General features: G+C 58.3%; 9 protein-coding genes and 1 pseudogene. 4 read left to right on the forward strand and 6 right to left on the reverse strand.

Annotation, left to right across the window (positions count from 1 at the left end):
• Positions 1-211: 211 nt before the first annotated feature.
• Both I6F36_RS35395 and I6F36_RS35400 read left to right on the forward strand, forming a co-directional pair.
• Positions 212-4,693, forward strand: coding sequence for a Ulp1 family isopeptidase (locus tag I6F36_RS35395; protein ID WP_225173039.1), 4,482 nt, complete (start codon positions 212-214; stop codon positions 4,691-4,693).
• Between the two features lie 1,052 nt (positions 4,694-5,745).
• A complete protein-coding gene (locus I6F36_RS35400; RefSeq protein ID WP_225173040.1) occupies positions 5,746-6,279 on the forward strand; it encodes a hypothetical protein in 534 nt (177 codons plus the stop codon).
• Positions 6,280-7,217: 938 nt separating this feature from the next.
• On the opposite strand, the gene I6F36_RS35405 is transcribed toward I6F36_RS35400, so the two are convergent.
• From I6F36_RS35405 to I6F36_RS35430, 6 genes and pseudogenes are all read right to left on the reverse strand, one after another.
• Positions 7,218-7,730 carry a type IV secretory system conjugative DNA transfer family protein gene (locus I6F36_RS35405; RefSeq protein ID WP_225173041.1) on the reverse strand — a complete coding sequence of 171 codons (513 nt, stop codon included), beginning with the start codon at positions 7,728-7,730 and terminating at the stop codon, positions 7,218-7,220.
• A gap of 124 nt (positions 7,731-7,854) precedes the next feature.
• Positions 7,855-8,155 (reverse strand): annotated as a pseudogene (locus tag I6F36_RS35410) (7-cyano-7-deazaguanine synthase); the annotation flags it as partial.
• A 34-nt stretch (positions 8,156-8,189) separates the two neighbouring features.
• Positions 8,190-8,558: a hypothetical protein gene (locus I6F36_RS40060; RefSeq protein WP_225173042.1), complete on the reverse strand. Its 369-nt coding sequence runs from the start codon at positions 8,556-8,558 to the stop codon at positions 8,190-8,192.
• Positions 8,559-8,599: 41 nt separating this feature from the next.
• Complete coding sequence (locus I6F36_RS40065; RefSeq protein WP_225131066.1) at positions 8,600-8,917, reverse strand: radical SAM protein; 318 nt, start codon at positions 8,915-8,917, stop codon at positions 8,600-8,602.
• Positions 8,824-9,429 carry a 6-carboxytetrahydropterin synthase gene (locus I6F36_RS39925; RefSeq protein ID WP_225145649.1) on the reverse strand — a complete coding sequence of 202 codons (606 nt, stop codon included), beginning with the start codon at positions 9,427-9,429 and terminating at the stop codon, positions 8,824-8,826. Before I6F36_RS39925 ends, I6F36_RS40065 begins: the two co-directional genes overlap by 94 nt.
• A gap of 109 nt (positions 9,430-9,538) precedes the next feature.
• Positions 9,539-9,658: a GTP cyclohydrolase I gene (locus I6F36_RS35430; protein WP_249782202.1), complete on the reverse strand. Its 120-nt coding sequence runs from the start codon at positions 9,656-9,658 to the stop codon at positions 9,539-9,541.
• A 1,120-nt stretch (positions 9,659-10,778) separates the two neighbouring features.
• Here I6F36_RS35430 and I6F36_RS35435 point away from each other — a divergent pair.
• Entirely contained in the window at positions 10,779-10,922 is a 144-nt protein-coding gene (locus I6F36_RS35435; RefSeq protein WP_225131078.1) for a hypothetical protein, read from the forward strand.
• Between the two features lie 744 nt (positions 10,923-11,666).
• Positions 11,667-12,122: a GNAT family N-acetyltransferase gene (locus tag I6F36_RS35440; RefSeq protein WP_225173043.1), complete on the forward strand. Its 456-nt coding sequence runs from the start codon at positions 11,667-11,669 to the stop codon at positions 12,120-12,122.
• Positions 12,123-12,462 lie beyond the last annotated feature (340 nt).

The raw sequence follows: 12,462 nt of genomic DNA on the forward strand, positions 1-12,462 counted from the left end.
CGACAGCTATCGCTCATAGAGTCTCCAGAGGCGATCATAGCTGGCGATCGCTGCAAGAATACTGGAGCGCGCGGTCGGAGTGCTTGGACGCGGCGTTCTGGGGCGTTCACGATAGTTTTCTGCTGGGTTCGATGCTGCCGAGTCGGTTCCGTGGCAAATCACAAGCGACCTCAGGCTTCAAATTGGCCTATTATTCCGAAACTGAGAACGAATGAAGTTCGAATCCACCAACTGGGTGCGTCAACAATCGGGCACCGCAGGCCCGCAAGAGAGCTCATCGGCTCCGTCCACAGATGCGGCCGCCTTTGAGCAGCAGCTGGGCGAGATCGCTGTGCCGTCTGCTCCCGTGCTCATGCAGGTCCGCGCCCATCAAGCGGATGCATCGCGATCTGAGGCGCATGCCGGAGAGGATGAGGCGGTGCTGGGCGCCTCAGCGCTGCAGACCGCTCAATCAAATTGGGTCTTGGTAGGTCGCAGCAAGGATCCGCTTTATGCTAAGGATGCGCCCCTTATTTCCGGCCTTAAGCAGGCGCTCCTCTTGGGTGGAGCCGTTGAGAGCACCGCCACGAGCTACGTCGGTTATCTGCTCAGCTTGAGCCGTTGGCTCTTTGCAAACGACAAGCCGGCCATTGCTGATCGGCTTCATGACGAGACGATGGACAAGGATGTCGAGGAGTTCATAATAAAAGGTGGGACGGCGAACGTCCCTTGGGCACTAGCTCATCTGCGGACCTCTCAATTGACGGGAGGAGCCGTACCGATCGCAGGCCGCCCTGACCTGACTCCTTATCCCAAGGACGGGACTCTCATCAAGGAATACAAAAAGCAAGCAGTGGCGGCCCGAACTTCAAGTACCGCCAAAACCTATGCATCTATTCTCACGGATTTCAGCCACTACCTTCGTGCAAACAACAAGCGTGGCATTGCTGCTCGGTTTCAGGACGAGACATGGAACGACGACGAACCGCTGAATGAAGAGATCAAGCGCTACAAGGACGCCGGGGGTAGCAAAAGTATCGGCGCGGCACTTGATCATCTCCGTAACGGAGCGAGAAAACTCAACGGTCCCCCTTTTCATCCCGAAGACGCACGCTTGATTTCCGGACTTCAAGAAGCACTCGTTGAGGCTGGGTACGAGGAGATCACCGCTAAGACGAATTATGTTGGTCCTCTTCGCAGATTTAGCCGGTGGCTCTTCGCAAAAAAAAAGCCGGGAGTGGCTGCTCGGCTTAACGACGAATCGCTGAGCAACGACGCTGCGATCTTCGATAAAAATCGCAGGCACCTCGTTCTTACCGCACTAGATCGTCTCCGCGCCTCTCAGTCGCCGGGCGGAGTCGCGTCAATCACTGGCCGGGCCGGGGGCATTGAGGCCGCGGCTAAGCAGGGCGGGTCGCAGCCCGCCTTCAGTTGGCCAGCGGCACTCGCTGAGGGGGATGATCAAGATTTATTCTTGGGGACGGTCGACGAAGCCGGTGCATCGTCGTGTCTTCAGCCACCGCGGCATGGCCTAGCATTGGATCCTACAGAGTCCCCTAATCCCGTGAACCGGCGCCACCAGGACGACGAGCTGACGGATGAACGTTACAGCAACATTCTCGTGCCAGGCGAGCAGATTCCCATCATGCGGGCGAGCGGCCACCCATCTACGCCGCCTCCGCACGGTCAAGGCGGTAGAACGATGCTGAATGCCTCGGCGCTACCGCCCGGCCATGCAAATTTTGTTTTCGCAGGTAGCAGCCTGGATCCTGTTTATTGCGAAGATGCGTCTCTTATTGAGGGGCTCAGGCCGGCACTCATCAAGGCTGGGGCCTCCGAGAGCACGGTCGGTCGCAATCTACGTGGTCTTCTCAGCTTGGGGCATTGGCTCGTAAAGAACGACAAGCCGGGCATTGCTTCCCGGCTTTACGACAAGTCGCTGGACAAGGATGCCCAGGAGTTCGCCGAGAAGGAGAAGCAGGCCATCGCTACCCCACTGGATCTTCTTAGAGCCTCCCAATCGCCGGGCGGCATCACGCCGTTTGCAAGCCGGGTTGAGCGGAATCCCTATCCCCAGGATGCGGATCTCATCAAAAGGTACAAGGAAGAAGCAGCCCCAAGCACCGCCAACACCGCCAGGACCTATGCAACTCTTCTTATCGATTTGAGTGATTACCTCCGTGAAAAGCATAAGCCCGGCATTGCTGCTCGACTTGGCCACGACTCGCTGGATGAAGATGTCAGCCAGTATAAGGAGGAGGACCCCCATGGCCGCAGAAAAGCCGGGGCCGCACTGGCTCATCTCCTGAGGTCGCCGGCGGGTGCTAGAGCGATCGAACTACGGCGTCATATTCGCCCGCTTCCTGATCTCGAAGACGCGGTTCGCGCCGAGACGAGGCGGACGACTGCGCAGCACAGCGGGTCGAACGGAGCTGGCAGCTGGCCGGAGACTCTGCCTGCGAACCAGCAGGATCTGCTTTTAGAGACGATGGACGGACGCAGCTCCTCGCCGCCTCCGCAGGTCGTCGCTGTTGAGCAGCAGCTGATGCAGACCCTATCCCATCAAGTGGTGGCGTCACCATCGCAGATGCAAGCCCCGATGCCGTCGCCGGACGAACCGATCGGCGAGCAGCTTCCGGTCGAAGACGCGGAGCTCTTGGCGAAGTTTCGTGGAGACGCGGAGCTGCACAAGCTCACCAAAGGGGCCATCAACAACGGTGTTTACGGGCTTGGGGCATTTATTCGCTGGGTCAACGCGAGTCATAGGGGCCCGGTAGCTTCTCGGCTGCGCGACGGTTCATCGCTGGACGCGGAGATTGCGAAGTACAGGAGCTCGGGCGGTGACCCCAACAACCGCATTAGATCGGCTCTGAATCATCTCCGGCGGCTGCTGCGTGGGGGTGAAGAAGTGGAAGCACCTGAACCCCGCGTCCTCGGTGCCCCCCGTCGCCTAGTTCCTCATCCAGAAGATGCGCCCCTCATCGAGGGCGCGCTGAACCAAGCTCTGAAAGATCTTAAAACTCCGACTGCGAAGCTGAGGCAGTCTGCGCAACAGCGGGCGAGGCGTCTTCGTGCGCTTAGTGCGTGGCTTAGAGAGAAGCGCAAAGGGAGCATCATCGGGCGGCTAAACGGCTCGAGCAGGGAGCAGGTATCCCTCGACAATGACGTGGTAGCATTCCAACGGACTGGAGGCAGAGTACACGGTCCCGATTTGTCGCATCTTCGCAGCTACTTGAAACTCATTGAGCCGAACCGAGAACTGGGGCTGCCAGGCCCTGAGCAGCCGAACTCGCCGGCCGCGCAGGGCGATTGGCACTCGGGCTCGGCGCAGGATCTTCCCTCAACGCCGGCCAGCCCGAGCGCCGGAGCTTGGGTTTGGTTGGGTGAACAGGTGCAAGAACGAGCATCACCATCCTGGCCCGCGTCACATGCTAAGGGCAGGCTTGAGCCATCTTATGGTCTGATTGCGCCGACGCCGTCCGAGTTGCGCAATGATGCTCACTTTGCGCCGGCGCATCCTACCAGGCTTCGCTCGGACACCTACGGCGGCCTAGAGTCTCTTGTTGATCTGAATGCGCCGACGCCGTCCGAATTGCGCGACGATGCTGACTTTGCGCCAGTGCATCCTGCCCAGGCTCATTCAGACACCTACAGCGGCCTAGAGTCTTTTGTTGATCTGAATGCGCGGACGCCGTCCGAATTGCGCGACGATGCTCACTTTGCGCCAGCCGATCCGACCAGGGCTCGCTCAGGCGCCTACGCTGGCCTTGAGCCATTTGTTGATCTCAATGCGCTGACGCCGTCCGAATTGCGCGACGATGCTGATTTTGCGCCAGTGCATCCTGCCCGAGCTCGTTCAGACACCTACAGCGGCCGAGAGCCTTTTGTTGATCTGAATGCACGGACGCCATCCGAGTTGCGCGACGATGCTCATGTTGCGCCCGCGCATCTTGCCAGGGCTCGCTCAGACACCTACGGGGGTCGTGAGCCATTGATTGATCTGAATGCGCCGACGCCGCAGGAGCCGCGTGATGATGCTAGTTATGCGCCTGTCCCGCGCACATCCGCCGATGCTCAGATCGGGGCTTTGGATCCGACAGCCTCATCCCACGGCCGCAGCGGACTAGCGCTCGGCGCCAAGGAATGGCTGGGCGACGAGCACATCCACAGGGATTACGAGCTCCTGGCGCAGGAGTTGCAGCGGGACCGTCCGGAATTCGCCGCCCTGGCGCAGTTCGTGGATCCCCTGATAGCCCACTATCAATTGCGCTTCGGCGCCGAGCCCGACATGCTCCGTGCATTCCGGCGCATCGTCTACGATCCGAATGGTAATGATACCGCCGACTTCCTATTCCTGCCGGTGAACGATGCAATGGATCCTAATCGCCTCGGCACGCATTGGTCGCTGCTGCTCCTTGATCGCCGCACGCGAGGAGAGCCGATTGCCTATCACTACGACTCTGTCCGGGGACACAACCACGAGCCGGCAGCGCAGCTCGCACGACGGCTGCGCGCCCGCCTGGAGTCACCTAGCATGGCCCAGCAGCGGAACAGCTATGATTGCGGCGTCTTCGTGGTGGACGGCACGCGGGCGCTGGTTCGACGATTGGCCCAAGGAGAGCGGCCAGGGCACGAGTTGCTGCACCTTGACAACCTCGTCGCCAATCGGCGGTCCCTCCAGGACCGGCTTCGAGCTCATCCCGGCTTAGGCTAAGGGAGCGCGAAGCGGCCGCGAGACCGAGGACTTTCTCCGCAATGCCCACCTCGACATTCCAGCGACCGTCGAGGCGCTGCGCCAATACTGGATGCCGATCCGCTCCCGGCTACAACTGGCAAACGGATAGGTGGATTTCCGGCACCGAAGTCGATGCGAGCATGCTGTCTCCGATGGCACCAACAGCTGTATTGCCTTCTCGGGCGCTGTTGTTATCGCCACTTGCGAGGCAAGTCCAAACGCCTTTGTCACAGGGACTGCTCGAGTGGGTTACGCCGCTTCGGCCTAACAGGCCAAACGCTGGGCTACATCAGGGCGGGCATGGCCTGGCAACATAACCGAGGCAACATCGCCAACAACCGCGAATTCGAGGGGCGCTTTGTGGCTTGCTGCAGCATACAACCCAGTTCGATTATAGTCGCTTCGGCTGGACCGTCGTCGGAGTCGCCTTGAGCAAGCGCTTACACCTGCTTGGTGTGTCAAATTCGAGTACGACTACATGGGCTTCGATGGGGACGCGTCTGGCGACCCCGCCGACGGTGCAGTTCCCCGCCCCGCCGACATTGCCGCCGGGACAACCAGCTTGTCCAGCAACTGTCACATCGGAAAGATCGGATTGAATCACCATTTCGGCGGCGACGCGAGCGGGGCGGAATGGTTCGACGCATCGGTCTATCCGGGACGAGCGGCCGCCAAAACAATAAAGCCTGTTTTCGATACGGGCGACTGGTCGTTCGAAGGGGGGCTCGCGGGTCTGGCTCAGCAGAGGCACATTCCAGTGGGACTACACGAATCGGCCCCCGATATCCGGAGATAGCGGCATCCCCAATTCCACGCTCACCTATCATGGCTTGGACGGCATTTCCGGCGAGCTGTTCGCACGGCTTGATAGTCCTGGGGGATATTCCTGAAGGGCAACGTTGGCTCGGACGCTTCAACAAGGGAAGAATGAACGAGGATTCGAGCATCGGCAGTACGGCCTATGCAACACTCTGTGAGATCAGGCCAACGGAAGGTTCACGTACTACACCGCCGATGTCGGTTACGACTTTATGTGCGGTAGCACCTACAAGCTGGGCGCATTTATCAGTGGCACTTACTTCGGCCAAAAGTCGGATTCGATCGCATGCGTGCAGACAGCCTCGCCATACGGGGCATGCGCGGTTCCGGCCCAGCAAATCATCGGTACTCAAGGTGCCAATTGGGATGCGCTGCGCGTCGGGCTTAACGCCGAGACTATGCTGTTTGAGGACTGGCGCGTGAGCGCAGATGTTGCTTACCTACCATGGACGACTTCACCGGTCGTGATAACCATCTCCTCCGTCCTGAAACAACTTTCTACGATCAGTGCAGGCAAGGTGGGGGGCGTACAGATCGAAGGAACGCTGTCGTACCTCCTCGGCAGAAATTTCAGTATCGGCGTCGGCGCTCGGTACTGGGCAATGTGGACCAAGAACGACAGCGATGTCATATTCAACTGCAGCGGCTGCAGGGACCGAGGCACGTTCATCCAGATCCCTGCACTCGCAAAGTACAGCATGGAGCGATGGGGTACCTTCTTAGAGGCGTCCTACAAGTTTGAGTGAATTGGTCTGCAAGCGCATAAGTCTTATAGCTAACCTAATCGATGCACGATGAAAGCCTGCAACGCGTAGGCTGCGCGGCGCCGCTGCCTCCGGGCGAACCGCCCACGGAGGGCAGTTGCCGAGTTGCGAGCAGCCTTCATGCCTTCTCTTTGCGGAAAGATGAGTCCGGATGAATCGTCGGCAGCCAATTCGAAAGCAGAGATGGTTCTCGTACCTTTGTAGCTCCGCAATCATCTTTTTTTCGTGTTCGCCCGCATTGGCAGCCGATGTACGGCGGGCCAGTATGCCAATAACGGACTGCGCGACAGTAAAGAACAAAAAGCAACGCTTGCTGTGCGTCGATAAAGCCGGCCGCAGCCCTAAAGACAACTCGCTTTCTTAGGAGATTGGGGACAGCTCATCTTAGCCAACCCCGGCCAGACCGCTCTCAAAATCCATGATCCAGATCACCTTGATGTCGCCCCTGGAACGTTCATTGATAGGCTTGTCGAGATCCAAAACGTGAGATGCCTCTACTCGACGGATGGCTACCGTTGCTGCAGTGCACATCGGCGCGGAATGGCTCCTGTTGTTTTCGCCCAGGCTGTCGAACCAGCGGCAGAACAGGAAAGGCTGAAAACCGGCTGCGCCCTGCTCGATAGTCTCCTGTCTGCCGCCTGCAAAAGGATATGGGGAGATCTCTCGCGCGATTTTGCAAAGAGCCTTGTCCCGAAGGTGCCGAAAATTGAAATATTAGCGGCGTCGCCACCGAAGCGATAGCTGAAAGTAGGAGAGGTTCCGCTTGGGGGAGCGGGTCAGTGCCAGCGCGGAATGAGCCGGAGACGATGATCCTGGGGCGCTATCCCCCCGCGCCGGGTTTGCAAGAAGCTCGACGCGCCGAGACTTACTAATCAACGGCGGTGTCTTAATCGAGGACGCCGGGCTCAAGCGTACCGGCACTAGATGGCCGCGACGGCGTCCCGTCGATCATGAGCTTCAGATAAAATCCTATAGTTCGGCAGTTGCAGGAGATCGGCTTCCTCGAACGTTCCCAGAAACTCGCGAGCAAGGTGTTGCGCATCTTCAGCACCAACTCTGAAGGAGATAATCGATCCGGCATTTCCGAGCACCGCATCGCGCACATCCGGTTCTAACCGATGACGATAGTGATGTGCGACAGTGCAGCCGACGCGATATTTACGCAACTCCGAGAACATATTTGCCATCGCGAGAGTGGTGAAGTTTTGAAACTCATCAATGTAGACGTAGAAGTCTGGTCGCTCACGCGCCGGCAATTCAGCCCGACTGAAAGCGGCAAGTCCGAGCGTCGTCACAAGCAAGCCGCCAAGAAGGGACGAGCTGTCCTCGCCGATCCGCCCCTTTGACAGGTTTACGAGCAACACCCTGCCCTCATCCATGATCTGCCTGACGTGGAGATCGTGCGCGGGGGCGGCCAGGAGGCGATTAAACACCGGCGCCAACCTTGTTTTGGATCGGCGCAGTGCCGTCGGCTCGGTAGCCGAACGAAAAGCGCTCAAATTCGTTCAGGCAGAAATTGCGGACAGTCTCATTCTTCAACTGTCGCGCCGCGGCCATCCCGTCCGCGCCTATCTCGATCGCGACCTCGCCGGTCAGTGCGGTCTTTGATATCGCAGCCAGTGTGGGGATCTCAAGCGTATGGTTGTCGCCGAGCTTGCTCGCCCAGTCTACGCGCAGCTTCTTCAGTCCGTTCAGCAACTGATCGCAGCAGGCCAGCTCGATCGCATGGCGTTGTCCATAGGCAAAGCCGACGGTCTCAACCCGGGCAAAGCGCGACAGCGCCCAAGCGAGGCAGGTGGCGGAATCCTGACCGCTCAGAAAATAGAACCAGCGCGGCTTCGGATGTGAAATCGGTCATTGAGAGGATTCGCTTAGAATGTGAAGAGTTGAAATCAGGCCCGCTTGGCAATGGCGAACAACGGCAAAGAAGCCCGCGATGAATGCCGCTTTCCCTTCATTGAGTTCAGACTTAGAGGACGCAATTCATGATCGTCTCTAAGGTGAAGCCGCAGAACGCTTTGACGCGCAGGGTTGCTTACCCCACGCCGAGCAACTTGTGCGTCTGAATGCTGACACGCCAGTCGCACGCAGTCGCCTCCTGAATGCAAAGCTTCGTCGCCTTCCGGCTTTGGCTCAAGGGCTGCAGCCAGTATTATCGGCATGAACTCACGAGGGATGTTGAGGGCCAGGAGCTTCTCGATATCGGCAGGCTTGCCCACGCAATGTTTGATCTCGTTGCCACGCCGCAGCGGTTCATCCAAAACAACGAGCCCGCCGGGCGTGCCAACTTTCGGGCTGATGGTTACCCACGTGCAGGGGTGCACCTGAATGGCATGGGTCCCGATGTCTTCACCTGCACCGAGAAGCCAGACTTGATAAGTAGCGTCGTCAATGGCTGAAAGTCGTACGCTGCGGGCTCGCCACCCGTGATCACGACATGCCGAGCCCTAAACCCCTGCACGGCGAGCAATATTTCCTCCGGCGACATCCTAGCCCCGGGTGGCGTCCTCGATCCCGTGATCTCGGCTATCGGCACTTGACATGCTGGATCTGCCTTCCATCTGCGCTTGCTGTCGCACCAGAGGCAACCAACTGGGCAGGCCTGTAGCCGCAGGAACACTGACGGCGTGCCGCTCTTGCAGGCTTCGCTCTGGATACTTTCAAAGATCTCGTTGACCGGCAGCACGGCTCGTTCCCCGATAGATCGCGCTGTTCGCACCGTGCTCTTTGACTTCGACAGATGCAAGCCGGCAACGCGGAGCAAGTCGCTCTGTCAGCAGCCACTTGCTCGCGATGCCGTAGACGTGCTCGGCAAACTTTTCGCAGCCGACAGCAGGTAGCACAACGATATCCGCCACGCCGCGCCGCTTCCTGGAACCATTCAAGCTCCGGATTGTCCGCAGCTACGACGGTCTTATGGTCAAATGTGTGTTCGAGGATCGCTTTCAGCTCTTTGAGGCCGCCAAAATCAACGACCCAATTCTTGTCGTCTAGGGTGTCGGCCTCGAACTCGAAGCGAAATGACAACGAGTAACCGTGCAGCAGACGACAGTGTGACAGCGCGCGCCACTGGCGAAATGTAGCGGATAGTCCGGTTTCATGACCGTATGTCTTCGTCGATAGATAGGTCACGGTTGATCCTTGATCAGTGCCATAAATTCGCTGCGCGATATTTTGTCGTCGCGGAAAGCACGCGCATGATGCTGGTTATCATGATGGTGTCAGTCTAGCGAACACCACGCTAGATCATGCATTGGTGCTGCGCCCTAACGATGACGGCCAATCCCTTCGGCAGGATACGGCGTTCCAGTTCGTCCGCCAGCATAACAGCGGCCTCCTCCTGGATGTGCGGGCGCGACATGATCCAGTTGGCAAGGCGCACAAATTTGCGCGCTTCGCGGTCGCTTTGGTGTTGTGGTCGCGGCTGGTGTCGATAACCATGGCCTCAAGCACAGCGTGCACGTGCTGCTCGACCTCGGCTTGGATCACATCAATGTCACCAGGCAGCAGATATTCTGCGATATTGTCGTTTGCCGCAAACGACGCGCCGGCGTCGCGCAGGCGTTCACGAATTGCTTGCGTAGAGCTCATCAGAACTCCTGTGCAGCTTCGCTAGTTTGCGTGAACGACATGATCTGCGGCCGACACGCGCTGAACAAAGCGCTTCAATTAGGGAGGTGCCTTACCCGGGGCAGTTTTTAGTATCAATTTGCATACGATCGAGAACTTTCATCTCTCCTGCGTCGTTGACCGAGAGACCACTATTGCCGAAACGGTCCTTTATCGTCTCCCTGCAATCAGCATGCCGCAAAAGTATCTGTGCGAGACTTGCTTGAGGAAGAGAAAATCAATACATCGTGCCGCGACGGCCGATCATTTGCGACTTCGTGTCGGGATTCAGACATACACACCGACAAGCGGACACGATTGAAGCGCCAGCAAAAGCAACCAAATCTTACCCGCCCCGAAGTCATCAGACAGTTAATCGGCCCCGTGATTGGCGCGAAGAACCGATGAACGGGACATCCGAACGCGTCAAGGTCGAAGATGTCGCCCAAATAACAGGCGAGAACAAGAGAGCTATACAGGCAGCGGCAGCTCGGGGCGAAATTCCTGGCCCGGCAAAGCTATTCAAGGCTTGGACATTTGACGAGGTCAAATTGCGCACGTGAATCGCCACCAAGAGCGCGAAGCGTTGACGCGGCTCGCGAAACTCATGGCAGCATGAAGCCGCGGCAAGCAACGCGCTCATCGCCTGACCAAGCCAAGCGACGTGGTCTCCCGGGTTCGGGCACCAGTGAAGCTAGATACGAACGGGCAATGGCGAGGCTCCGCAGCCGAAGAAGATGTACCGACTAGCAGCGCCTGGACCTGGTCCGCGAGCCCTCCTTCCGCGAGCGACAGGAAGAGATTGCAACACTCCAGCAGCTCGTGGCCTGACCGCTTCTTTGTGGACGCGGTACATCCCGCCGAGGATGTCGGTGTCAAGGCGGCCCGACCGGCAAGCCGAGTTCATCGTCGAAAATCTCAACACGATCGAGCAACTCTTGATCGGCGCGGCGTACTGGCCTGACGGCAACTCCCCGACGCGTGCTGCGAACCTGCGCGCGGGCCTTGTTTTGTAGCAAGAGCGCACCAAGCGAGGCGGTTCCGGTGCAAATCGACTTTGCCGCGGAGCTAAGGAGTGGAGTTATCGTCTCGACCCGATCGCTCTCGACGATCGAGAGGATCCTGTCATTGGCTGTCGAATCCTAACCCAGCGATCCTTCTGGCGGGAGGGATCCATGGCTACCATTCCAGAGAGCTGGTCTCCAAACATCGTGACTGGTAAAGGATTCAGCATCGAGGAAGGAGATGGCCAATATCCATAGACTGCCGTCACAGAGCGATTGAGCTCGGTTCCCGAGAGTCAAAATGCGGTGGGGTGCATACACCTCTGAACGGTTTCCTTCTAGGTGACGACATCCATCGGCCTTTTGACCTGGAATGCGTGATCGTCTCATTGGATTGTCGGCACAAGGTCAGCAGCCGCTTGAAGGACCGTTTCGACAATGAAGTTCGCGATGATCATGATCCTATCTTGGAGAGGCGCGCTTTAGCTTCGTGATGAAACCCTGCGACGTGAAAGCCATCGGTTGGATCGAAATTCAGTTGTGGACGCTGATTGACAGCCGAAATCGCGGGTCATCAGGCGTTTTCATACAACCAAGACCCACAGCAGAGATCAGCTGATTGGAAAGTGCTCCAATCGGCTCTGGTTCGAGGTGTTCGGGAATCTCAGCTAGCCTTGTCTGTCTAGCGGATCACAAATGTCACGCTGACGCTCGTGGCGCAGAGTGATTCAATTCCGATGCGGAGCAGAAAGAAAGATGCCGGTCATATCCACACGCCGCGCTGAAGTCACAGATGCCGGAACCGTCGCCGGCTTCGTTTATGCTCTCCAAGTCGAGCTCTTGGGCCGGATGGCCCCGGGGATCGAAATCGTCACGCAAAGCGCGGCGGCAGTTCTTGCGGATGTCAGCGTCGTCGCGGTGATCGCTTGCGGAGACAACGAGCCGGTTGGCGTCATGGTTCTAAACGAATGCACTGCGATCTACGCGGGCGGCAAGTTCGGAGAAATCTCGGAGCTCTATGTTCGCCCCGACATGAGATCGCAGGGCATTGCGCCTCATCTGATCGCGGTCGCTCTGTCCGAAGGACGCGCGCGAGGATGGAAGCGGCTGGAGGTCGGAGCACCGTGGCAGCCGAAATGGAAGCGCACCCTCGACTTCTATCTGCGCAACGGCTTCGAGGAAGTCGGCCCCCGGCTTTGCCGCATGATATGAGCCGGTGGGGTCAACTTAGAGTCGTCCCTGGATGACCAAGAAGCTGAGCGGATCAATCTAGCTTGGAACCCAATGTTCTTCGTTAGGGCCGGTTGATTGACCGGAACGCGTAATTGTCTGTGCGTTCTGGACTTATGTTTTTTATTTTTGTAGTGGGCTAATGGCACTGCTGTATTTGCCCCCTGAGAACGACGACTCGGTCTTGCTGTGTTCCGTCGGGTGCCCTAACTAGCATTACAGTTGCAATTTTTGCCTGAGATGGGCTTTGCGCGCGTTGGCCTGATGAGCCCTGCGCCAGGACGACCATGCGAGGACGTAGGCGTGCGAGATGAGTCGCTGG

Source organism: Bradyrhizobium sp. BRP19 (genome assembly GCF_020194195.1).
GTDB lineage: Bacteria > Pseudomonadota > Alphaproteobacteria > Rhizobiales > Xanthobacteraceae > Bradyrhizobium > Bradyrhizobium yuanmingense.

Excerpts from the sequence above, each read along its gene's own strand:
- I6F36_RS35440 (WP_225173043.1), top strand. The coding sequence starts at position 11,667 with ATGCCGGTCATATCCACACGCCGCGCTGAAGTCACAGATGCCGGAACC.
- I6F36_RS35430 (WP_249782202.1), bottom strand. The coding sequence starts at position 9,658 with ATGTCGCGCCCGCACATCCAGGAGGAGGCCGCTGTTATGCTGGCGGAC.
- I6F36_RS35395 (WP_225173039.1), top strand. The coding sequence starts at position 212 with ATGAAGTTCGAATCCACCAACTGGGTGCGTCAACAATCGGGCACCGCA.
- I6F36_RS35400 (WP_225173040.1), top strand. The coding sequence starts at position 5,746 with ATGTGCGGTAGCACCTACAAGCTGGGCGCATTTATCAGTGGCACTTAC.